This window comes from Streptomyces sp. NPDC058157 (genome assembly GCF_042884105.1).
Taxonomy (GTDB): Bacteria; Actinomycetota; Actinomycetes; order Streptomycetales; family Streptomycetaceae; genus Streptomyces.
The window spans coordinates 41,686-63,016 of the sequence record NZ_JBHVUQ010000024.1; the positions used below are offsets into that span (position 1 = coordinate 41,686).

20 protein-coding genes are annotated in these 21,331 nt (G+C 75.3%); 12 read left to right on the plus strand and 8 right to left on the minus strand.

Annotated elements, in window-relative coordinates; all coding sequences use genetic code 11:
- The first annotated feature begins 74 nt into the window (after positions 1-74).
- Positions 75-1,133 (plus strand): NUDIX domain-containing protein, encoded by a 1,059-nt coding sequence (locus tag ACFVXK_RS09060; RefSeq protein ID WP_389610856.1) that lies wholly within the window; start codon positions 75-77, stop codon positions 1,131-1,133.
- Between the two features lie 76 nt (positions 1,134-1,209).
- Here the strand turns inward: ACFVXK_RS09060 and ACFVXK_RS09065 are convergent, their stop codons facing one another.
- On the minus strand, positions 1,210-1,908 hold the full coding sequence (locus tag ACFVXK_RS09065) for an MBL fold metallo-hydrolase (RefSeq protein WP_389610875.1): 699 nt from the start codon (positions 1,906-1,908) through the stop codon (positions 1,210-1,212).
- Positions 1,909-2,058: 150 nt separating this feature from the next.
- Positions 2,059-3,423: a dipeptidase gene (locus ACFVXK_RS09070; RefSeq protein ID WP_389610857.1), complete on the minus strand. Its 1,365-nt coding sequence runs from the start codon at positions 3,421-3,423 to the stop codon at positions 2,059-2,061.
- A gap of 298 nt (positions 3,424-3,721) precedes the next feature.
- Between ACFVXK_RS09070 and ACFVXK_RS09075 the strand changes: the two genes are divergently transcribed.
- Entirely contained in the window at positions 3,722-4,912 is a 1,191-nt protein-coding gene (locus tag ACFVXK_RS09075) for a geranylgeranyl reductase family protein (RefSeq protein ID WP_389610876.1), read from the plus strand.
- Positions 4,913-4,931: 19 nt separating this feature from the next.
- On the opposite strand, the gene ACFVXK_RS09080 is transcribed toward ACFVXK_RS09075, so the two are convergent.
- Positions 4,932-5,390, minus strand: coding sequence for a nitroreductase/quinone reductase family protein (locus ACFVXK_RS09080; RefSeq protein WP_389610858.1), 459 nt, complete (start codon positions 5,388-5,390; stop codon positions 4,932-4,934).
- A 176-nt stretch (positions 5,391-5,566) separates the two neighbouring features.
- On the opposite strand from ACFVXK_RS09080, the gene ACFVXK_RS09085 reads away from it, so the two are divergent.
- The 6 genes from ACFVXK_RS09085 to ACFVXK_RS09110 all read left to right on the plus strand — a co-directional run bounded on the left by ACFVXK_RS09085 (position 5,567) and on the right by ACFVXK_RS09110 (position 10,273).
- Positions 5,567-6,265, plus strand: coding sequence for a TetR/AcrR family transcriptional regulator (locus ACFVXK_RS09085; protein WP_389610859.1), 699 nt, complete (start codon positions 5,567-5,569; stop codon positions 6,263-6,265).
- A gap of 151 nt (positions 6,266-6,416) precedes the next feature.
- Positions 6,417-7,421, plus strand: coding sequence for a spherulation-specific family 4 protein (locus tag ACFVXK_RS09090; RefSeq protein WP_389610860.1), 1,005 nt, complete (start codon positions 6,417-6,419; stop codon positions 7,419-7,421).
- Positions 7,422-7,508: 87 nt separating this feature from the next.
- Positions 7,509-7,973 (plus strand): hypothetical protein, encoded by a 465-nt coding sequence (locus ACFVXK_RS09095; RefSeq protein ID WP_389610861.1) that lies wholly within the window; start codon positions 7,509-7,511, stop codon positions 7,971-7,973.
- A 10-nt stretch (positions 7,974-7,983) separates the two neighbouring features.
- The gene (locus tag ACFVXK_RS09100; protein ID WP_389610862.1) at positions 7,984-9,276 is read left to right on the plus strand and encodes a hypothetical protein; all 1,293 of its coding nucleotides are present in this window, start codon (positions 7,984-7,986) and stop codon (positions 9,274-9,276) included.
- 29 nt (positions 9,277-9,305) lie between these two features.
- A complete protein-coding gene (locus ACFVXK_RS09105; protein WP_389610863.1) occupies positions 9,306-9,803 on the plus strand; it encodes a hypothetical protein in 498 nt (165 codons plus the stop codon).
- A gap of 2 nt (positions 9,804-9,805) precedes the next feature.
- Positions 9,806-10,273: a hypothetical protein gene (locus ACFVXK_RS09110; protein ID WP_389610864.1), complete on the plus strand. Its 468-nt coding sequence runs from the start codon at positions 9,806-9,808 to the stop codon at positions 10,271-10,273.
- 75 nt (positions 10,274-10,348) lie between these two features.
- Here ACFVXK_RS09110 and ACFVXK_RS09115 read toward each other — a convergent pair whose 3' ends face one another.
- Positions 10,349-11,092, minus strand: coding sequence for a maleylpyruvate isomerase family mycothiol-dependent enzyme (locus ACFVXK_RS09115; protein ID WP_389610865.1), 744 nt, complete (start codon positions 11,090-11,092; stop codon positions 10,349-10,351).
- 36 nt (positions 11,093-11,128) lie between these two features.
- Here ACFVXK_RS09115 and ACFVXK_RS09120 point away from each other — a divergent pair, with 36 nt between their 5' ends.
- Together ACFVXK_RS09120 and ACFVXK_RS09125 are read left to right on the plus strand one after the other, a co-directional pair.
- A complete protein-coding gene (locus tag ACFVXK_RS09120; protein WP_389610866.1) occupies positions 11,129-11,785 on the plus strand; it encodes an alpha-ketoglutarate-dependent dioxygenase AlkB family protein in 657 nt (218 codons plus the stop codon).
- Between the two features lie 43 nt (positions 11,786-11,828).
- Complete coding sequence (locus tag ACFVXK_RS09125; protein WP_389610867.1) at positions 11,829-13,109, plus strand: ROK family protein; 1,281 nt, start codon at positions 11,829-11,831, stop codon at positions 13,107-13,109.
- A gap of 39 nt (positions 13,110-13,148) precedes the next feature.
- On the opposite strand, the gene ACFVXK_RS09130 is transcribed toward ACFVXK_RS09125, so the two are convergent.
- Positions 13,149-13,694: an ATP-binding protein gene (locus ACFVXK_RS09130; RefSeq protein WP_389610868.1), complete on the minus strand. Its 546-nt coding sequence runs from the start codon at positions 13,692-13,694 to the stop codon at positions 13,149-13,151.
- A 199-nt stretch (positions 13,695-13,893) separates the two neighbouring features.
- Between ACFVXK_RS09130 and ACFVXK_RS09135 the strand changes: the two genes are divergently transcribed.
- Positions 13,894-15,051 (plus strand): PLP-dependent cysteine synthase family protein, encoded by a 1,158-nt coding sequence (locus ACFVXK_RS09135; protein WP_389610869.1) that lies wholly within the window; start codon positions 13,894-13,896, stop codon positions 15,049-15,051.
- A 42-nt stretch (positions 15,052-15,093) separates the two neighbouring features.
- Here ACFVXK_RS09135 and ACFVXK_RS09140 read toward each other — a convergent pair whose 3' ends face one another.
- Positions 15,094-15,606: an SRPBCC family protein gene (locus ACFVXK_RS09140; protein ID WP_389610870.1), complete on the minus strand. Its 513-nt coding sequence runs from the start codon at positions 15,604-15,606 to the stop codon at positions 15,094-15,096.
- Positions 15,607-15,920: 314 nt separating this feature from the next.
- On the opposite strand from ACFVXK_RS09140, the gene ACFVXK_RS09145 reads away from it, so the two are divergent.
- Entirely contained in the window at positions 15,921-18,377 is a 2,457-nt protein-coding gene (locus tag ACFVXK_RS09145; protein WP_389610871.1) for a hypothetical protein, read from the plus strand.
- Here ACFVXK_RS09145 and ACFVXK_RS09150 read toward each other — a convergent pair.
- Both ACFVXK_RS09150 and ACFVXK_RS09155 read right to left on the minus strand, forming a co-directional pair.
- On the minus strand, positions 18,328-20,769 hold the full coding sequence (locus ACFVXK_RS09150; protein ID WP_389610872.1) for a right-handed parallel beta-helix repeat-containing protein: 2,442 nt from the start codon (positions 20,767-20,769) through the stop codon (positions 18,328-18,330). The two genes, ACFVXK_RS09145 and ACFVXK_RS09150, sit on opposite strands and share 50 nt — an antisense overlap.
- A gap of 148 nt (positions 20,770-20,917) precedes the next feature.
- Positions 20,918-21,331 (minus strand): hypothetical protein (locus tag ACFVXK_RS09155; protein ID WP_389610873.1); only part of this gene is annotated, 414 nt, incomplete at its 5' end.

Here is a 21,331-nt window from a genome sequence, read left to right on the forward strand (position 1 = left end):
GGGTTTCCGTGGCAGGGTGGGGCGGGCAAGCCACTGGGGGCTTCGGAGGCGAGCCAAAGGGGAGAGGGGTAGACGTGATTGTCTGGATCAACGGCGCTTTCGGTGCCGGGAAGACCAGTACGGCCCGTGAACTGGCCGGACTGCTGCCGGACAGCACCCTGTACGACCCGGAGCTCATCGGGGAGGCGCTGCGGCGCCTCCTGCCGGGCAAACGCCTCGCGGAGGTCGACGACCACCAGGACCTGCCGAGCTGGCGGCGGCTCGTCGTCGACGCGGCGGCGGCGGTGCTGGCGGAGGTGGGCGGGGTGCTGGTCGTGCCGATGACGCTGCTGCGCCAGGAGTACCGGGACGAGATCTTCGGCGCGCTCGCCGCCCGCCGGATCCCCGTGCGGCACGTGCTGCTGGCCCCGGCTGAAACGATCCTGCGCGAGCGGATCGCCCGGCGCGGGGAGGGGGAGGGGGACGCACCGGACGCACCGGACGCGAGGGACGCGCGGGAGCGGGCCCGGCAGCGGGCCTACGACCGGATCCCCGCGTACCGGCAGGCGCTGGGATGGCTCACGGCCGACGCGCACGTCATCGACAACGGCCCCCTGACCCCGCGGGAGACGGCGCTGCGGATCGCCGAGGCCGTGACCACCGACACGGCGGCGGTCTGCGACATCGTGCAGACCCCGGAGCCGACGCGCGAGACCGTGGCGGCGGGGGTCCTGCTCTTCGACGACCGGGACCGGGTGCTCCTGGTGGATCCGACGTACAAGCCGGGCTGGGAGTTCCCGGGCGGGGTCGTCGAGCAGGGTGAGGCGCCGGCCCGGGCGGGTGTGCGCGAGGTCGCGGAGGAGCTGGCCCTGACGCTCGACCGGGTGCCGGAGCTGCTGGTGGTCGACTGGGAGGCGCCCCGGTCCCCGGCGTACGGGGGGCTGCGGCTGCTGTTCGACGGGGGCCGGCTGGCGGAGGCGGAGGCCGCGCGGCTGCGGCTGCCGGGGCCGGAGCTGAGGGCCTGGCGGTTCGTCACCGAGGCGGAGGCCGCGGAGCTGCTCCCGGTGCAGCGGTACGAGCGGCTGCGGTGGGCCCTGCGGGCGCGCGAGCGGGGGCGGGCGCTGTACCTGGAGGCGGGGCGGCCCATGCCGTAGCCCTGCGGGGCGGGCCGGGGGCGCCGCTGTGCGGAGCTGACTCCCCGCCCCGCCCTTCGCCCGTTCCCCCCCGGGGTCAGGCCGCGGCGGCTGCTGCCTTCTTCAAGGCTCGTGCCATGTCCTGCGTGACCGGGTCGCCGTGGCCGAAGCAGGCCACCGTCGGGGTCAGGGCGGCCAGGCGGTGGAAGGAGGCGACGGCCAGGGCGCGGTCGGTGTTGAAGACGCCCGGCATCACCTCGCCCACCCCCGCCACGCAGTCCCCGGTGAACAGCACCCCGTGCTCCGGGAGATGGACGCCGATGCTGCCCGGGGTGTGCCCGGGGGAGTGCACCACCACCGCGCCGCCCCCGAAGGGCAGCACCTCGCCGTCCTCCAGCTCCCGGTCGACCGGCGTCGGCGGAGCCGGCGGGACGGTCAGGCCGTGCTCGTAGAGCGGGACCTCCCACTCCAGCAGCACCGGCTCCGGCACCGGCCGCTCGCCCCGCACCACCGGCGCGTCCAGCCGGTGCGCCAGCACCTCCGCGCCCCGGCGGGCGGCGAGTTCGCCGGCGGAGCCGACGTGGTCGCGGTGGCAGTGGGTCAGGACGATCCGCTCGAGCCGCTCCGGCGTGAGCCCGAGCGAACGTATCGCCCCCTCGATCGCGTCGGCCGCCCCCGCCGGACCGGAGTCGACCAGGGTCAGGGCCTCCCCGCCCCGGTCCTGCCAGAGATAGGCCTGGCCGATGGGGAACCGCAGCATGTGCAGCCGGCCGGGGAGAACTTCGACGAGGTCCAGGGTGTCCGTGTCCATGCGGCGAACGTAGGCGCCCCGACCGGCCCCGCGCACGCGACTTCGCCCGGAGCTGAGTACGCCCAGGGCGCAGCGCCGCGCAGCACAGCACAGCGCACCGCACCGCGTCCCGGGCGTCCGTGGACGGGCCTGCCGTCAGGCGCGCTTGGACTCGGCGTAGTTCACGAGGAACAGTGCCTCGGCCACCGAGAGCCGCTCCAGCTCCTCCGGGGAGACGCTCTCGTTGACGGCGTGGATCTGCGCCTCCGGCTCGCTCAGACCGATCAGCAGCATCTCCGCCCGCGGGTAGAGGGAGGTGAGGGTGTTGCACAGCGGGATCGAGCCGCCCATGCCGCTGATCTGCATCTCCTGGCCGTCGTACGCCTCGCGCAGGGCGGCGGCCATCGACGCGTACGCCGGGCTGGTGGTGTCCGCCTGGAACGGCTGGCCCTGGCCGACGACCTCCAGCTCCAGCTTCGCCTTCCACGGGGTGTGCGCGACCAGGTGCGCCTCGAGCAGCTTGATGGCCTCGGCGGTGTCGACGCCCGGCGGCACGCGCAGGCTGATCAGCGCGCCGGCGCTCGCGTGGACCGAGGGGGTCGCGCCGACCACCGGCGGGCAGTCGATGCCGAGCACGGTGACGGCCGGACGGGCCCACAGCCGGTCCGCGATGGTGCCCTCGCCGATCAGCTCGACCCCGTCCAGCACCTTCGCGTCGGCGCGGAAGTCCGCCTCGGGGTACTGCAGGCCCTCCCACACCGCGTCGGAGGCCAGGCCGTCCACCGTCGTGGAGCCGTCCTCGGAGCGCAGCGAGTCCAGCAGGCGGATCAGGGCGGCCAGGGCGTCGGGGGCGACGCCGCCGAACATCCCGGAGTGCAGGTTCCCGCCCAGGGTGTCGATCTTGACCTTGATCAGGGTCATGCCGCGCAGGGTGGCCGTCACCGTCGGCAGACCCAGGCGGAAGTTGCCCGCGTCGCCGATCACGATCGTGTCGGCGGTCAGCAGCTCGGGGTGGGCCTCGGCGTACTGCTGGAGACCGCCGGTGCCCTGCTCCTCGGAGCCCTCCACGATCACCTTCACGGAGACCGGCACGCCGCCGTTGGCCTTCAGCGCGCGCAGCGCCAGCAGGTGCATGATGAACCCGCCCTTGCAGTCGGCCGCGCCGCGCCCGTACCAGCGGCCGTCGCGCTCGGTCAGCTCGAAGGCGGGGGAGATCCAGGCGGCGTCGTCCAGCGGCGGCTGCACGTCGTAGTGCGCGTACAGCAGGACGGTCGGGGCGCCCTCGGGACCGGGCAGGAAGCCGTACACCGACTGGGTGCCGTCGGGGGTGTCGAGCAGGGCCACGTCCTGGAAGCCCTCGGCGCGCAGGGCGTCGGCCACCCAGTTCGCGGCGCCCTCGCTCTCGCTCTTGGGGAACTGCGCCCAGTCCGCGACCGACTGGAACGCCACCAGCTCGGTCAGCTCCGCCTTGGCGCGGGGCATCAGCGAGGCGACGGTCTCGGCGATCGGATTCTGCGACATGGGCACGCTCCTCGTGGGTGCGACGTTGTGCGGTGTGTACGCCGTGGTACGGCGGGGTCCGCTCGATCCTCGCACAGCGGGACGAGCGGGTTGCGCGCCGTAGGATCTTCCCGGCATCGGAGCAACGTGTGATCAGGAGCAGCAGCCCATCGTGACCAGCGACGACAGCATTGACGGCGGATCCGCGGCGGAAGCGGAGCAGGCGGCCGCGGAGCGGGAGGCCACGGAGCAGGCGGCCCCGGCCGCCCGGGACCGGGACGGGGAGGCGGGCGGCGCGGCGGCCGACGGCACCGGTGAGGTGTGGGACGTCGTCGTGGTCGGGGCCGGCCCGGCCGGGGCGATGGCGGCGTACGCGGCGGCGTCCGCGGGGCGGCGCGTCCTGCTGCTGGAGAAGGCCGAACTGCCCCGGTACAAGACCTGCGGCGGCGGCATCATCGGCCCCTCGCGCGACGCCCTGCCGCCGGGCTTCGTCCTGCCGTTCAAGGACCGCATCCATGCGGTGACCTTCTCCCTGGACGGGAAGCTGACCCGCACCCGGCGCTCCAAGGGCATGCTGTTCGGGCTGATCAACCGGCCCGAGTTCGACGCGGCGCTGGTCGCGGAGGCCGAGAAGGCGGGCGCGGTGCTGCGCACGGGCACGGCCGTGAGCCGCGTCGAGCAGCACGGCGCGTCGGTGCCCGACCGGCGCACGGTCGCCGTGGTGCTGGCGGACGGGGAGACCGTGCTGGGCAGGGCGGTGGTCGGCGCGGACGGCAGCGCGAGCCGCATCGGCGCCCATGTCGGGGTGGAGATGGACCAGGTCGACCTCGGGCTGGAGGCGGAGATCCCGGTCCCGGCGACCGTGGCCGAGGACTGGAAGGGCCGCGTCCTGATCGACTGGGGGCCGCTGCCGGGCAGTTACGGGTGGGTCTTCCCCAAGGGCGACACGCTCACCGTCGGGGTCATCTCGGCGAAGGGCGAGGGCGCCGCGACCAAGCGGTACCTGGACGACTTCATCGCGCGGCTGGGGCTGGCCGGCTTCGAGCCGGCCGTCTCCTCCGGGCACCTGACGCGGTGCCGCAAGCCCGGGTCGCCGCTGTCGCGCGGCCGGGTGCTGGTGGCGGGTGACGCGGCCGGTCTGCTGGAACCGTGGACGCGGGAGGGGATCTCCTTCGCGCTGCGTTCGGGCCGGCTCGCGGGGGAGTGGGCCGCGAAGATCGCCGAGGCGCAGGACGCGGTGGACGCGCGGCGCCAGGCGCTGAACTACGCCTTCGCGGTCAAGGCCGGGCTGGGTGTGGAGATGAGCGTCGGCAAGCGGATGCTGGCCGTCTTCGAGTCCCGTCCGGGGCTGATGCACGGTGCGCTGACGGGGCTGCGGCCCGCCTGGAAGGCCTTCGCCGGGATCACCCGGGGGTCCACGAACCTGGCCGACCTGGTCCGTACGCATCCGATGGCGCGCAAGGCGCTGCACCTGCTGGACGCCCGTCTGGCGCGCAGCGGCCGCGGCTGACGCGCGGCTGCCGCGGGGGTCAGCCGGTCACCGCGATGCGGAAGACCGGGTGGTCCCCGGCGGCCGCCTGCAGCTCGGCGTCCGTGGACTTCGCGGTGACGCCCTGGAAGAACCGGTTGACCTCCCAGCCCCACTTCTCCAGGTAGGCGCGCAGCACGGCGGCCTTCTCCACCGGGTCGGTGAGCTCGGTGACGGTGAAGGGGCGGACCTTGCGGCCCACGCGCAGCTCCCCGCCGCCGGCCACGCGCATGTTGCGGACCCACTGGGAGTGGCCGCGGGCCGAGACCAGGTACTGGGCGCCCTCGAAGGTGTGCGGGTTGACCGGGATGCGCTGCATCTTGCCGGAGGTGCGGCCGCGGACCGACAGTTCCGCGGTCCCGGCCAGGCTGATGCCGAAACGGGCGAGCTTGCCGAACAGCGAGTTGAAGCGGGTCGCGAGCGGGCCGGCCTGGATGTAGTGCGGGGTGGACGCGTTCACGGTGGCCTCCGGGGCGGGGTCGGTTCGGATCGGATCGGACTGCGATTCCGAGAGCACTGCTCTCGCTTGAGATCAGTGTGCATGGATCGGTGCACCAAAGCAAGAGCAGTGCTCTCGAAAAGGTGCGGTGCTCCGATTTTTGTGCACTGCTCCGCGTGTATGTCACACTGATCACCATGAGCACCGTGCGAGGGGCCCGGGAGCGGGCCCGTATCGAGGTCACCGCCGCCATCAAGGACGAGGCGCGCCGCCGGCTCGCGGAAGAGGGGGCCGCCAAGCTCTCCCTGCGGGCCGTCGCCCGCGAGCTGGGCATGGTCTCCTCCGCCCTCTACCGCTACTTCCCGAGCCGCGACGAGCTGCTCACCGCGCTGATCATCGACGCGTACGACAGCGTGGGCGCCGCCGCCGAAGCGGCCGCGGCGGCGGCCCTCGCCGCCGGAGCCGCACCCCGCGCCCGCTGGGCGGCCGTCTGCGCGGCCTTCCGCGCCTGGGCGCTCGCGCACCCGCACGAGTACGCGCTCGTCTACGGCTCCCCGGTCCCCGGCTACAGCGCCCCCCAGGAGACGATCGCCCCCGCCTCCCGCGTCGCCAACGTCCTCATCGGCATCCTCCGCTCCGCCCAGGAGGGCCGCGGGCTCGCCCTGCCCCCGCTGCCCGCCGCCCTGCGCGCCGAGGCCGGCCGGATGACGGCCGACTTCGCCACGGGCCTGCCCCCCGAGGTCACGGCCGCCCTCGTCGCCGCCTGGGCGCAGCTCGCCGGGCTCGTCTCCTTCGAGCTGTTCGGCCAGTTCGAGAACGTGGTCGAGGAGCGCGACGCCTTCTTCGCGCACGCCGCCGACCAACTGGCCCACGCGGTCGGCCTGCCCGCGCTCTGACGGGATCCCGCCCGCCGGGGGCGGGATTCACAGGATGAGGTGACGATTCGCCTGTCTGTTCCTCATACGGATGTCGGCGGTTCGCCCCGCACGCTCGGACCGCGCCCCTACTGTTCCTCGGGTCGCCCCTGCCGCCGCCGGAGGAACAGACATGGCCCTGGCCCCCGCCCGCGTCCTGAAGGCCCTCTACGCCGTCCTGCTGACCGGAACGCTCGCCGCCCCGGCCGCCCCCGCCCCGGCCGAACCGCCGCCACCCTCCAGACCCGCTTCCAGACCCGTTTCCAGACCGTCCGCGGGGCCCTCCGCCGGCTCCGGCCCGGCCGCGCCCGTCGCGGCCGGCACGCCCCGGGCGCCCGGCGTGCGCGGCCTGGAGATCGCCGTCCCCGCCTACGTCCCCGCCGACGGCCCGGTGCTGTCCGCACTCACCGCCACCGGCCCCGCCGCCTCCGTCGTCGTCCTGAACCCCGGCAACGGCGACGCCCCGTTCGACTCCTCCTGGCGGGCCCGCGCGGACGCCCTGCGCCGCGGTACCACCGCCACCGGCGAACGGCCCCAGGTCCTCGGCTACGTCCACACCGACCACGGCGACCGCGACCCCGCCGCCGTCCGGGCCTCCGTGGACAACTACCTCAGGACCCCCGACGGCAGGCTCCACGTCGACGGCATCTTCTTCGACGTCGTCAGCCGCGAGTGCGGCCCCGGCAACGCCACCCGGGACCACTACGCGGCCCTGCGCCGCTACGTCCAGGACACCATGCACTCCGTGGACCCCGACGTCCCCGGCCTGGTCGTCGACAACCCAGGCACCGCCACGGCCGACTGCTACCTCGAACCCGGCCACCGCACCGCCGACGTCTTCGTCACGTACGAGGGCGCGTACGCGGACTACACCTCCGGCGGCTGGCCCGGCGGCAACGTCTTCGACCCCGCCGGGAGCTACCGTCCGGGCACCGAACTCGACCCGAGCGGGACCGCGTTCTGGCACCTGGTCCACGACGTCCCGGACGACACCGCCATGCGCACCACCCTCGCCACCGCCTTCGCACGCGGCGCCGGCTACGCCTACGCGACCGGCGCGGCCATGCCCAACCCCTGGGACACCGCCCCCACATGGGGATTCCAACCCGAGACCGGCTACGCCGCCACCCTCGGCTAGAACCGGCCGCCGGCCTGCGCGCGGGCCGTTTGCCCCGCCTACAGCGGCCATGCATATGATCAGGGCCTTCCGACGGGGGGCGCAAACATGCCAGACGATTTCGGCCACGGACAGGCGGCCGGCGGGCGGACAGCCGGTACGGACGAGCAGATCGGCATGCGGTTGAACCACGTGCCGACGGAGCCCTCGGGCGGCCCGGCACCCGGGCCGGTGCCCGGATTCGGCTCCGGTCCGGGGGACTTCGCCTCGACACCGAAGCAGAAGCAGGAAGCGGCCGGCACGATCGAGACCGAGCTGGAGCCCAACACCAAGAAGGCCGCCGAGGTCGCGGACGACGCCACCAGCACGGCCCAGAAGGGCTTCGAGGGCTGGGAGACGGCGGCCGGCCTGAAGACGGTGGCGGAGACCTGGGACAAGCAGGTGAAGGTCCTGATGGGCCGCCTCTCGGCGGAGAAGGGCGCCCTGCGCGGCGCCTCGGGCCTCTTCGCGCGCAACGACACGGGCGTCCACGACGGGTTCCTGGCCTCGCAGTCGAAGCTGAACCACCTGTGAGGGGGCCGCGGTGCTGAACTACCACGAGGTCATGACCGCGGACCTGGGCCTGCTGACGACGGCCGCCGGCAAGTGGGACTCGATGGCGGCCGAACTGGAGAAGGTCGCGACCCGCTACGGCGAAACCGTCCAGAAGATCACCATGGGCCCGGCCTGGACCGGCGTCAGCGCCACGACGGCGCACAGCACCTTCAAGGGCACCCGGTACGAGTACTCCGCCGCACAGATCCAGGCCAAGGCCGTCGCCAGCCTGCTGCGCGAGGCGCACACCCAGCTCGCCGACCTGAAGAAGAAGCTCGAGAGCGCCCGCGACGACGCGGTCGCCGCCGGCATGACCGTCTCCGAACAGGGCCGCGTCGCCTTCGACTACGCCCGCCTCACCCCGGCCGAGCGCAGTGCGTACCACCACGACCCGGACGGCCAGAAGACGGTCGCCGAGGCCGTCGGCAAGTGGCAGCAGCACATCGACGACCGGGTCAAGGCCGTCGCCGAACTCGACCAGGGCGTGCGGACCGCCCTGGCGCGGGCGAGCGTCGACAGCAACAAGGACGCCTTCGGCAAGGGCGCCGACGAAACGTTCAACGGCTTCAACGCCGGGGCCGAGGGCGACCTGGCCAAGGCCATGAAGCCCGACGAGACCGGGGTCGGGACCAAACCCGACAGCAAGACCGGCGTGACCGTCAGCGGGCCCAAGTACGGCAAGGAGGGCTCGGTCAAGGCCTACGCCGACCTCTTCCACGAGACCGCCAAGGGCGAGACCACCGTGGACGGGATGAAGCTCTCCGGGACCGCCGACGCCTACGGCGGCCTGCGGGCCACCGCCAACTACGGGTTCACCGACCAGGGCGTCTCCGCCAAGGCCGAGGGCTCCGCGGGCGTACGGGCGCTGGCCGAGGGCCGGGTGGACACCGAGTACGTCGGCCGCTACGCCCGGGCCGAGGGGTTCGCCGGAGCCGAGGCCGGCGTCAGCGCCAAGGCGACCAAGGAGGAGGTCTCCGTCGGGTTCAAGGCCTTCGCCGGGGCCAAGGGCACCGTCGCCACCGGCGCCGAGGTCTTCGGGATCGGCGTCGGCGCGAACGCCGAGGGCTGGGCGGGACCCGGGGCGGAGGGCTGGTGGGGCTACAAGCAGGACAAGGACACCGGCAAATGGAAGATCGGCGGCGATTTCGGCGTCTCCCCGATCGTCGGGGGCAAGGTGGGACTCGAGATCACCGTCGACCCCCACAAGGTGACCAAGGCGGCCGGCGACGCCGCCCACGCCCTGGGCGACGCGGCCCACGCGGTCGGCAGCTGGTTCGACTGATGCACACGTTCCCGGAAGGACGGCCCTGAATGCCCGCACCACTGCCCGTGCCGATCGAGTTCGACCTGCCGGAGGGCTGGCTCCCGGCCAGGCCCGACGGGCTCGATCCCGACGCGGTGGCCTTCGCCGCGGTCCATCCGCGTCCGGACTCCGGCTTCGCCGCCAACATCACCGTCGACGGGGGGTTCCCGGCCGAGGAGGAGACCTTGGAAGGGCTCGCCGAGGAGTCCGTGCGGCGCCTGGCCGGGACGGCCGGAGCGGTCGAGGTGGTCCAGCGCCGAGAGGTCGGCTCCGACGACGCACCCGCGCTGATCCAGCGGCTGGCCTTTCAGGCCGTCGCCGGCGGAGTGCGCCGCGACCTCGTCCAGTCCCAGGTGTACCTGGTCATGGCGGACGTCGCGGATCCGCGCAGGCGCGCCGTCGTCCGGCTGGCCCTCACCGCCACGGCGGGACAGCACGACGAAGTCCTCGGCGACTTCCAGGACTTCGTGAGCTCGGTCCGGCCCGACACCGGGACGGAGGCGTAGCGGTGGGGCGGCTCAGGGACAAGCTGACCGGCACGGCCCACCCGCGCGGAGGTGTCGTGCCGAGGCCCGCCGAGGAGGTCCGGGCCGCACTGCTCGCGGCCGCCGGACCGGACGCGCGGTTCACCGTGCGCGAGGCCACCCCGAAGGACGGCGGCGCGGATCTGGTCGCGGAGTGCGTGATCCCGGCGCTGGACGTCACCCTCCGGACCCGGATGCGCCTCGACGCCGGGACGCACGCCGTCCGGGTCCTGGAGGAGCGGTGGGCGCCGACCTCCGAGGGCGCGAACCGGCAGTACGGACGCGGGCCCTCGGACATGGTGTACCGGCAGTGGGAGGTCAGGAAGGCGGCGGACGGCAGCCGGCGGAAGGTCGAGACGTTCCGCTTCTCCACCGGGGACATGCGGGTCCCGTTGCAGAGGGCCGTCCTCGGCGCCGGATGGACCTGGCGCGGGGTCCTGTTCAGACTCTGACCGGCGTGACCGGCGTGACCGGCGTGACCGGCGTGACCGGCGGGGGCCCCGGGGCTCCCGCCGGACCGGGCGCCGTCAGATGCGCGCCGTGTCCTGCCACAGGCGGGCCAGTTCCACGTCGCCGGTGACGCCCGGGCCCGCCAGCGGGACGCGGTTCCACAGGGCCGCGTACAGCCAGGACGCCTCGCCGGTGAGCTCGCAGTCGGCCGGCTCGCCCGTGTCCCCGCGCACCGTCCGCGCCGGCTCCTTCGACAGGTGCACCGTCCACACCGCGCCCGTGTCCGCCGCCCGGACCCGCACCACCTTCGGCTCCTCGGTACGCACCCGGCTGCGCGGCCGGGCGTGGAAGCCGGTCAGCAGCTCGTCCACCCCGTCCTCCGCGAACTCCGGGGTCACCGAGGAGAAGGCCACCCCCCGCGCCGCCTGCGCGTCGAAGCGGTGCACGGCCGTCTCGTGCGCCTGGCGGCGCGCCCAGAAGGCCAGCGGCGAGGGCGCGGCCGTCGGCAGGAAGGTCCAGCAGACCAGCTCCTCCGGGGCCTCCGTCAGCGCCCGCACCATCTCCGCGTGCCCCTCCCGGAACCAGCCCAGCAGCTCGGCCCCCGTCAGCTCCGGCGCGTCCGGGAAGGGCACCGGATCCACCAGCCCGCCCGTCACGAACCCGGCCGCCCAGCGGTGGACCGCCCCCGTGTGCCGCAGCAGGTCGCTCACCCGCCACTCGGGGCAGGTCGGTACCAGGGCATCCGTGCCCGCGCGTTCGGCCTCGTCGGCCAGCAGCTCGCCTTCCCGCGCCAGCGTCTCCACGTACTCGGTGATCTTCATGCCCCGAGTGTGCCAGCCGCCCCTGACAATGGGGGAGTGGACGGTGAACTCTTCCCGCGCGAGCGGACCGAGGTCGCACCCGGCGCCGTGCACCTGCCCGACTGGCTCGGGCCGCGGCGCCAGCGCGAGCTCCTCGACGCCTGCCGCGCCTGGGCCCGCCCGCCCGCCGGACTGCGCACCGTCCGCACCCCCGGCGGCGGGACGATGACCGCCCGGCAGGTCTGCCTCGGCCTGCACTGGTACCCGTACGGCTACGCGCCCACCGCCGTCGACGGCGACGGCGCCCCCGTCAAGCCGATGCCCGCCTGGCTCGCCGAGCTGGGGCGGCGGGCCGTCGCCGACGCCTACGGCACGCCCCCGCCGACCGCCGAGGCGTACGACATCGCACTGGTCAACTTCTACGGCGGAGACTCCCGCATGGGCATGCACCGCGACGCCGAGGAACGCTCGCCCGCGCCCGTCGTCTCGCTCAGCCTCGGCGACGCCTGCCTCTTCCGCTTCGGCAACACGCTCTCGCGCGGCCGCCCCTACCGGGACGTCGAGCTGCGCAGCGGGGACCTGTTCGTCTTCGGCGGCCCCAGCCGGCTCGCCTACCACGGGGTGCCCAAGGTCCTGCCCGGCACCGCCCCGCCCGCACTGGGACTGACCGGGCGGCTCAACATCACCCTGCGGGTCGGCGGCCTGGCAGGCTAGGCCGGGGCGCTCGGCACCTCCCCGATCATGCGAGGATCGCTGCATGAACGGCAACGGCGCCCCGCCCGGGGTGGGGGACGAGAGCACGGCGTCGACGGCTTCCACGGCCCCTCCGGCCTCCACGAAGGGCAAGCTGGAACGGGGCCGCAGTGCCCTGGGACCCGCGCTGGAACTCGTCCACACGGGCCGGGCCCCGACGCGCGCGGTCCTCACGGCCGAGCTGGGCGTCACCCGGGCCACCGCCGGGGCCGTCGCCGCCGAGCTGGAGGCCCTCGGCCTGATCCGCGTCGACTCCCGGCCGGGTGGCGCCGGCGGCGCACAGGGCCGCCCCTCGCACCGGCTCGCCGTCGACGAGAACGGGCCCGTGGCCCTGGCCGCGCAGGTGCACTCGGACGGGTTCCGGGCCGCGCTCGTCGGCCTCGGCGGGCGGATCGTGGCCACCGCGCCCGGCAAGGTCACCGTCTCGGCCGACCCGGCCCAGGTCCTCGGCGCCGTCGTCGGGGCGGGGGCGGAGCTGCTCGCCGCCTCGGGCCGGCGCTGCATCGGCGCGGGCCTCGCGGTGCCCTCGGCGGTCGCCGAGCCCGACGGCACGGCCCTCAACCCTTTGCACCTGGCCTGGCCGGCCGGCTCTCCGGTACGGGCCATCTTCGCCGAGTGCGTGAAGGCGGCCGGGATCGACGGACCGGCCCTGACCGGCAACGACGTGAACCTCGCCGCGCTCGCCGAGCACCGCCACGGCGCGGGCCGCAGCGCGCAGCACCTGCTCTGCGTGGCCACCGGCCACCGCGGGGTCGGCGGCGCGCTGGTGCTGGACGGCCGGCTGCACAGCGGCAGCTCCGGCCTGGCCCTGGAGGTCGGCCACCTCACCGTCAACCCCGAGGGGCGCCCCTGCCACTGCGGCAGCCGGGGCTGCCTGGACGTGGAGGCCGACCCGCTGGCCTTCCTCACCGCGGCGGGCCGCACCCCCGGCCCCGAGGTGTCGCTGCTCCAGCAGGCCCGCGACCTGCTGCGCGGCGAGTACGCGCAGCCCTCGGTGCGGGCGGCCGCCGAGGAGCTCATCGACCGGCTCGGGCTGGGCCTGGCCGGCCTGGTGAACATCCTGAACCCGGACCGGATCATCCTCGGCGGGCTCCACCGCGAGCTGCTCTACGCGGACCCGGAGCGGCTGCGCGCGGTGGTCGCGGACCGGAGCCTGTGGGGGCGCAGCGGGGGCGTGCCGATCCTGCCCTGCACCCTGGACCACAACAGCCTCGTCGGGGCGGCGGAACTGGCCTGGCAGCCGGTGCTCGACGACCCGCTGGGAACGCTGGGCACGGCGGCCTGAGCCGCCGCGGCCCCGGCGGAGGGGGCGGGCCGGGGTGCGTCACCCGGGCCCGGTACCGGCCGACACCGACGCCGGCACGCCCGTCGCGACGGGCTGTGCGTCCACGGCGGCGATCACCGCCCGGGCGGGCTCCCGTACGGTCTTCTTCGCGCCGATACGGACCGTGTGCGGCGGCGCCGCCGGGACGGGGGCGGCCCGCAGGGAGAACCAGACCACCTTGCCGGGTCCGTCCGGCCGGTGGCGCGCCCCCCACGCCTCGCTGACCGCCGCCACGAGCGCCAGCCCGCGCCCGCAGGTCTCCAGGCCGGCGGCCTCGCGCAGGACGGGCAGCCGCGGATCGCTGTCGTGGACGGAGACGGTGAGCCGCCCGAGGCGCAGTTCGATCTCGACGGTGCAGACCTTGTCGGGCTGCGCGTGGCGGTGGACGTTGCTGAGCAGCTCCGTCACGCCGAGCGCAGCCCGGTCTATGAGCGGGTCGAGCTGCCAGTGGCGCAGTTGGGCGGAGACGATCCGGCGGACCTGGCCGATCCGCGAGGGCAGGGCCTGCAGTTCCACGACGCAGTGCCTGCGGGAATGTGTGATCACGGCTGCGACTCCCCGACATCAGTGTTACGGGTGCTGCACCCTCGGTGACGCACTCTCCAGGGTCACCCACCGTCGCGCCGCGTGCAACCGAACGCGACCGAAAGCGATCCGCATAGAAACCCAAAGTGACCGTTTGTGCAGGTGAGGGGGGTACATTTCGAAAGGAGGGGGCCCTGGAACCGACAAAGGAGCAAGGCGCATGAGCACCACCGGCACCACCGCTACGCCGGCCTCGAACACGGCCGCGGTGACGACCACCGTCGACGTCGACCGGAGCGACGCCGAATACCGCGCCTGGCTCAAGGAGGCCGTGCGCAAGGTCCAGGCGGACGCCAACCGCAGCGCCGACACGCACCTGCTGCGCTTCCCGCTGCCCGAGGCCTGGGGCATCGACCTCTACCTCAAGGACGAGTCCACGCACCCGACGGGCTCCCTGAAGCACCGCCTCGCCCGCTCGCTGTTCCTCTACGCGCTGTGCAACGGCTGGATCCGCCCCGGACGCCCGGTCATCGAGGCCTCCAGCGGCTCCACCGCCGTCTCCGAGGCCTACTTCGCCAAGCTGATCGGCGTCCCCTTCATCGCCGTCATGCCGCGCACCACCAGCCCGGAGAAGTGCCGCCTCATCGAATTCCACGGCGGTGAATGCCACTTCGTCGACGACTCCATGAAGATGTACGAGGAGTCCGCCGACCTCGCCGCCCGCACCGGCGGCCACTACATGGACCAGTTCACGTACGCGGAGCGGGCCACCGACTGGCGCGGCAACAACAACATCGCCGAGTCGATGTACCAGCAACTGCGCCTGGAGCGCTACCCCGAGCCCGCCTGGATCGTGGCCACGGCCGGCACCGGCGGCACCTCCGCGACCATCGCCCGCTACGTCCACTACATGCAGCACGACACCCGCATCTGCGTCCCGGACCCGGAGAACTCCTGTTTCTTCGACGGCTGGACCCACCACGACCCGCACGCGAGCAGCGACTGCGGCTCCCGCATCGAGGGCATCGGCCGGCCCCGGATGGAGCCGAGCTTCGTGCCGGGCGCCATCGACCGCATGATGAAGGTCCCGGACGCGGCGAGCGTCGCCGCCTGCCGCGCCCTCGAACAGGCCATAGGGCGCAAGGCCGGAGGCTCCACGGGCACCGGGCTGTGGAGCGCCCTGAAGATCGTCTCCGAGATGGTGGCGGAGGGCCGCACCGGCAGCGTCGTGACCCTGCTCTGCGACCCGGGCGACCGCTACCTCGACAAGTACTACTCGGACGAGTGGGTGGCGGCGCAGGGCCTCGACATCGCCCCGTACGCGAAGACGATCGAGACGCTGCTGGAGACCGGGGCCTGGGTCGAGCCCCGGGCCTGAGGGCCGGTCGCGGCGGGCCCGGGGGCTCGGCCGCGCGGGCGCTCAGCCGCGGTCCGGGGCGGCCGTCAGGCGGGCGTCGAGGGTGCGGACCGCCGTACGGAAGGAGTGCCCGAGGCCCGGGCGGGCGGCGGCCAGCGCGAGGCGCAGGGCGGGCGGGCCGTCCGCCGCGAAGGTCCAGCGCACGAGCGTGCCCGGGGAGCGGTCGCCGGGGGAGTGGGGCCCGGCGGCCGGGGCCAGCAGCCACTCCTCCAACAGGGCGCGCAGCCCCGGCGCGTTGGTCTCGTCGACCCGGTAGGCGTAGCGCCGCGAAGCCTCCGAGGCCACGATCGTCTCCTGGAACCGGACCCCGCCCACCAGCCTGACCTCCCGCCCGGCACCGCCCCCGGTGGGCCGGGCCAGCGACACCGCCCGGAACCAGGCCGGCCAGCCGGTCACCTCCTCGGCGAGCGCCCGGTACAGCGACGCGGGCGGGGCCGCCGCCCTGGCCGTGAACACCAGGCGGGTCGGAGCCTGTTCGAGGAAGTCCAGCCCCACGGGGCGGAGTCGGCGGGTCATGGCGTTTCCCCCTGCGGTGCGGCGACGGCGGGCATGGTGGCGTCCACGATATCTGGCTGACCGTCAGATGTCCCCGGTCGTCGGCCCCGTCGGCGCCGTCGGCCCCGTCGGTGCTGTCACGCGAACGGGCCCTGGGCAGCGGCGCCTTGGCGCGGGATGCTGGAAGCGTTCCGACGCCGTCCCGGATGCCGGCGCTGTCGTGGCTGTTGTGGCCGTCGTCGTTGCCGCCGTCGTTGCCGTTGCCGTTGCCGTCGCCGCCGTCCCCGACGTCCCGCGTCGGGTTCGTACCGCAGCCCTCCCCGCGGAGGCCCCGCATGCCGCAGCCCGCCCTCCCCGAAGCCGTCCCGCCGGACGGGGCGTCCCCGCCGCCCCCGCTCGCCCTCGAACTGTTCGTGCACGGGGTCGCCGGAGCCGCCCCCGGGGAGCTGCTCCGTGATCCGCATCCCGTCCGGGTGACGGGCGACTCCACCGCCGCCGTGTTCCGCCGCGCCGAGGACGCCGACGCCGAGGCCCACCCCGGGCGCTACGCCGGGCGGCCCGTCCCCGAGGCCTACTGCTGGTCCCGGCTCACCTCCGGCAACGGCGCCCGCGCCCTGTGGCTGCTGCTCCTGCCGTTCATGGTGGCCAACCTCGCCCACTGGGCCCGGCCCGCCACCGCCCCCGACGGGCCGCCGCCCCGCGCGGTGCGCGCGTACGGGCTCCTCGTGCGGCTCCTCGCCCTCTCGCTCACCGTGCTGCTCGTGGCCGCCGCCTGCGAGGTGGCCCTGGACCTCCTCGCCTGGCAGTGCGCGGGCTCCCGCACCTGTGTCGGACCGCGGGGCGGGCTCGCCTTCCTGCGGCCCGGCAGCTGGTGGGCGCAGCCCGGACGGCGCCTCGCGCTGGGCGCCCTCGTCCCGGCCGCGCTCACCGGACTGCTCTGGTTCCTGTCGGCCCGCACCTGGAGCGCCTACGAGTCCCAGCCCCCGCCCGCCGGAACCCCGGATCCGGCCGGAACCCCGCACTCCGCCGACCACGGAGGCGCCCCGCTCGGCCGGCCCGGGTTCTGGTACGGGCGCCGGATCGTGGCCCGGCTGCGCGCCGCCCACACCGCCGCCGGGCTCCTCACCGTGGCCCTCGCCGTCGCCGCCCCCGCCGTCCGGGAGGACCTCCGCTCCGCCGCCACCCCCGCCGCACTCCTCGCCGCCGGCTGGGCGGTGCGGGCCCTGCTCGCGGCCGGGGCGGTGGGCGTGCTGTGGGTGGTCTGCCGGCGCGGCCGCACCGAGGCCCGGCCCGACCACCGCCTCGACCGGGCGGCCGTCACCCTGCTGCCCTCCGGCGCCCTCGCGCTGCTGGCCGCCGTCCTCCTCTACGCCGGCTGGTCCCGCCCCGGCTGGACCTCCCCGGGGCGGCTCCCGGGCGACGTCGCCTTCGGGGTGCTGATGCTCGGCCAGGGCGGCTGCGTCCTGGCCCTGGCCCTCGTCGCCCGCCGGCTCCACCGCCGCACGCCGACCCCGGGAGCCGTCCTCGGCGGGCTGGGCGGGCCGGCCGCCGCGCTGCTCGGCTGCGCCCTCGGCGGGGTCATGTCCGGCGGGGTCGCCCAGCGGGTGGCCGACTGGCTCGACGGGGCCGCCACCCCCGGCACCCCGGGGGATCCGCTGCCCGGGCCGCCCGTGCTGCTGTCCTGGCAGGCCGCCGTCCTGCCGCCGCTGCTGATCGCACTGGCCCTGGTGGCCGCCGTGGCCGCCGTCCGGGCCGCCGCGATACGGCGCCGGGCCGCCGCCACCGTCGCCGCCGAGTACCCGGGGGCCGTGCCCGACCCCGACCGCAGCCGGCGCATCGCCGGGGCGCGGGCGGCCGCCGCGCTGACCGACACCGCCCCCTGGTTCGTGGGCGCCGTCTGCCTGGTCACCCTGCTCCTCGGCGGGGGAGCCCTCGCCGGGGCGTGGGGGAGCGGACGGGTCCCGGCCGAGGCCGCCCGCGACGCCCACCCCCTGGCGGCCGCCGCCGCCAGGGCCGCCCAGGACAGCGGATCCTGGCTGATCGGCTTCGGGATGGCCGCCTTCGTCGCCCTGGGCCGGCGCGCCTACCGCGACCCCGCCTCACGGCGCACCATCGGGATCCTGTGGGACGTGGGCACCTTCTGGCCGCGCGCCGCCCACCCCTTCGCCCCGCCCTGCTACGCCGAGCGGGCCGTGCCCGACCTCACCTGGCGGATGACCGGCTGGACCGCCCGGACCGGAGGGCGGCTCGTCGTCTCCGGGCACTCCCAGGGCAGCGTGCTCGCGGCGGCCGCCGTCTGGCAGCTGCCGCCCGGGACCCGCCGCCGCGTCGGCCTCCTGACATACGGATCACCGCTGGCCCGGCTCTACGGCCGCTGGTTCCCCGCCTACTTCGGACCAGGACCGCTCGCCGCCCTGCACCAGGACCTCGACTGCTGGCGCAACCTGTGGCGGGCCACCGACCCCATCGGCGGACCCGTCGGCGTCGGCGGCTCCGCCCCGGGTTCCGGCGGGTCCGGGCGGGCCGGCGCCGACGCGGACGGGCCCGTGGACCGGGGCCCCCTCGCCGACCCGGTGGCCTACGGCCGGGACGCCCTGCACCCGCTGCCCGCACCGATCCTGCGCCACACCGGCTACCAGGCCGACCCGGCCTTCACCGCCGAACGCGACGCGCTCCTGGCCCGCCTGGCCGACGCCGCCCGGCCCGGAGCGCGGGAGGGCACCGGCCTGCCCGTCCAGCGGATCAGCAAGGCGCGGGCAGCACCGGCAGATCCGCCGGGAACAGCAGGGTGAGCTCGTCCGTGCCCGCCTCGGCCAGCTGCGCCACCCGGCCCGCGTGCCGCTCCACCATCGACTCGAAGGTCTGCCGCGCGGTCCGCCCGTTGCCGAAGGCCGGGCCCTTGGGCAGGTCCGTGAAGTACGCCAGCAACGCCTCGGCCGTGCCCTCGCCCAGGCGGTACTCGTGCTCCTCCGCCTGCTGCTCCACGATCCGCAGCAGCTCCCGCGGCCCGTAGTCCCCGAAGGTGATGGTCCGTGAGAACCGGGACGCCACACCCGGGTTGACCGTCAGGAACCGCTCCATCTCCTCCGTGTACCCGGCGACGATCACCACCACCGCGTCCCGGTGGTCCTCCATCAGCTTCACCAGCGTGTCGATGGCCTCGCGCCCGAAGTCCCGGCCCGAGTCCTCCGGCGCCAGCGCGTACGCCTCGTCGATGAACAGCACCCCGCCCCGCGCCCGTTCGAAGGCCTCCTGGGTGCGGATGGCCGTGGACCCGATGTGCTCGCCGACCAGGTCCACCCGGGAGACCTCCACCAGGTGGCCGCGCTCCAGCACCCCCAGGTCGGCGAGGATCTCCCCGTACAGCCGGGCCACCGTGGTCTTCCCCGTACCCGGGGAGCCGGTGAAGACCAGGTGCCGGCGCACCGAGGCCGCCTTGAGGCCCGCCTGCTGCCGCTTGCGCCCCACCTCGATCATGTCCGTGAGGGCCCGCACCTCGCGTTTGACGCTGTCCAGCCCCACCAGCGCGTCGAGTTGTCCCAGCACCTCGCCCGCGCCCCGGCCGGCCGGGCCCGCCGCCTCCCGGGGGCGCGGCTCCGGCAGCGGCGCCGGGCCGGGCGCCCCGGCCGACCGCTCCCCGAGGTCCCGCACGGCCGTCACCGCACGCACCACGGGCCGCGCCCCGGCGCCGGAGACCGCCTCGGCGGTGGCCCGCGTCCCCGACCCGTCGCCCGTGCACCCCTCGGCGAACGGGCCGTCCTCCGCGAACTCGTAGCCGCCGCGCGCGCACCGCTCGGTGTGGCATCCGGTGAGCGTGCTGCGGCAGCCGTCGAGGACGTGGAAGCCGAAGCCGGAACTGCCCGTCACCCGGCAGTCCGTGAAGGTGCCCCGGCCGCCCGCCGACACGTAGAACCCGGCCTCGGCGGCGGAGGTCACCGTCACCCGCTCCAGGACCGGGTCGGCGCCCTTGGAGACGATCACCCCGGTCTGCACGCCGTCGACGGTGCAGTCGCTCAGGGTGCCGCCGCTGCCGTGGTCGCGGAACCACGCCCCGGTGCCCGCCTCGCGGATCCGGCAGTCCTCCAGCCGGGCGGTCGCGCCGTCGCTCACGGAGACGGCGGTGTTGCGGACCTGCGCCAGGTCGCTGTCGGACACGTCCGCGCGCGAGCCCCGGTCCAGGACGAACAGCGCGTCCGGCACGTCATGCAGCCGGCAGGACTCCAAGGAGGCGGTGGCCCCGTCACTGATCCACACCGCCGGATAGTCGCCCGTGCTGTCGTGGATCTCGCAGGACTCCGCCTCCACCCGGGTCCCCGGGTCCCACACCGACAGGCCGTTGCGGCCGAACCGGCGGACCGTGGTCCGGCTGAGGGTGAGCACGGAACGGGAGCGCAGGTCGACCGCGTTCTCCGGGATGTCGTGGATGTCGCACCCGGCCAGGGCCAGGACGGCGTCGGTGTCGAGGGTGACCCCGTCGCCGGAGGTGCGGTGCACCGAGCAGTCCGTGAGCCGGGCGGCGGCCCGCGCCGCCACCTGCACCCCGCTGCCCTTGATCTCGTACACCTCGCAGCCCAGCGCCTCCAGCCCGGAGCCCTCGCCGGTCACGGCGATGCCCGAGCCGATGGCGTGGTGGATCCGGCACCGCTCCAGCCGGGGGTGCCCGCCACGCACCGAGAACCCGTTCTGCCCGGCGGCGAGCACCTCGCACTCCTCGAACACCCCGCCGCCGCCGTCCAGTACGGCGATCCCCACCCCGGCCGGGTTCTCCACCGTGCACCGGCGGACCAGGGGCCGGGCCCCGCCGCGGACCTCGATGCCGGACGCCGAACGGGTGTGCACCCGCAGGTCGCTGAACTCGGGGGAGCCATCCTCGACGAGCAGCGCGGGCGCCGCCCGGTCCGCCCCCTCCAGGTAGAGGTCCTGGACCACCGCCGAGGCGCGCACGGTCAGCGCGACCCCGTCGAGCGGGGCGATCCGCACCGAGCCGGCCGCCGCTCCCTCGGGCCCGCGCAGGGTGACGGCATGAAGCAGCACCAGGTTCTCCCGGTAGGTTCCGGGTGCGACGGACAGTACGTCGCCGTCGCCCGCGACCGCGAGGGCGGCGCCCAGCGTCGGATACTCTCCTTGGCGCCGCCGCCACCGCGAGGCCCCGCCGTGCGTCACCTGGACCGTGCCCTGAGCCATCGTGCTGCCGTGCCCCCACCCTCGTACTCGCGCCGCCGGTCGGGCCGGAGCGGCTGAAGCGGCCGCGGCCCCTCCCGGGCGCCGAAGCGGCCGGCCGGACGGGCCTGCGGCTCCACCGTAGCGCGCGCGGGGCCCGGGAGTTGCCAGGTCAGCTGCCCGCACCCGCCCGGCCCCAGTCGGGCCCGGCCGCCGCCCACGCCCGGTCCAGACGCATGTACCGCCGATGCATGAGCCTTCGTACGACGAGACGGCGGAGCGTCTCCGCGAGCGCGGCCGCGGTGAGCGCGGAGGCCAGCCCGGCCATGGCGGCGTGGAAGGACGCGGCACCGGGGTCGAGCGGCTGCCCCACGAGCCGGCCCCGGATGTCGGTCCATATCCGGAACCGGTCGCCCGCACGCGGCGGTTCCTCCGCCGCCGGGACCGCGCCCTGGTGACTGCTGCCGTCGGGCGCGGTCCACGAGGCCACGATCGTGGTCCGCGCGGGCGCCGTCCGCTGCGCCGAGGGCTCGGCGCGCCCGCCGGCCGCCGCCGCGGCGGCCTCGGCCGCGGGCCGCACCACCAC

What these genes read in the sequence shown, in the direction of transcription:
- ACFVXK_RS09070 (WP_389610857.1), bottom strand. Translation starts at nt 3,423, where the DNA reads ATGTCGCAGAATCCGATCGCCGAGACCGTCGCCTCGCTGATGCCCCGC.
- ACFVXK_RS09085 (WP_389610859.1), top strand. Translation starts at nt 5,567, where the DNA reads ATGAGCACCGTGCGAGGGGCCCGGGAGCGGGCCCGTATCGAGGTCACC.
- ACFVXK_RS09090 (WP_389610860.1), top strand. Translation starts at nt 6,417, where the DNA reads ATGGCCCTGGCCCCCGCCCGCGTCCTGAAGGCCCTCTACGCCGTCCTG.
- ACFVXK_RS09095 (WP_389610861.1), top strand. Translation starts at nt 7,509, where the DNA reads ATGCCAGACGATTTCGGCCACGGACAGGCGGCCGGCGGGCGGACAGCC.
- ACFVXK_RS09105 (WP_389610863.1), top strand. Translation starts at nt 9,306, where the DNA reads ATGCCCGCACCACTGCCCGTGCCGATCGAGTTCGACCTGCCGGAGGGC.
- ACFVXK_RS09115 (WP_389610865.1), bottom strand. Translation starts at nt 11,092, where the DNA reads ATGAAGATCACCGAGTACGTGGAGACGCTGGCGCGGGAAGGCGAGCTG.
- ACFVXK_RS09125 (WP_389610867.1), top strand. Translation starts at nt 11,829, where the DNA reads ATGAACGGCAACGGCGCCCCGCCCGGGGTGGGGGACGAGAGCACGGCG.
- ACFVXK_RS09135 (WP_389610869.1), top strand. Translation starts at nt 13,894, where the DNA reads ATGAGCACCACCGGCACCACCGCTACGCCGGCCTCGAACACGGCCGCG.
- ACFVXK_RS09140 (WP_389610870.1), bottom strand. Translation starts at nt 15,606, where the DNA reads ATGACCCGCCGACTCCGCCCCGTGGGGCTGGACTTCCTCGAACAGGCT.
- ACFVXK_RS09145 (WP_389610871.1), top strand. Translation starts at nt 15,921, where the DNA reads ATGCCGCAGCCCGCCCTCCCCGAAGCCGTCCCGCCGGACGGGGCGTCC.
- ACFVXK_RS09150 (WP_389610872.1), bottom strand. Translation starts at nt 20,769, where the DNA reads ATGGCTCAGGGCACGGTCCAGGTGACGCACGGCGGGGCCTCGCGGTGG.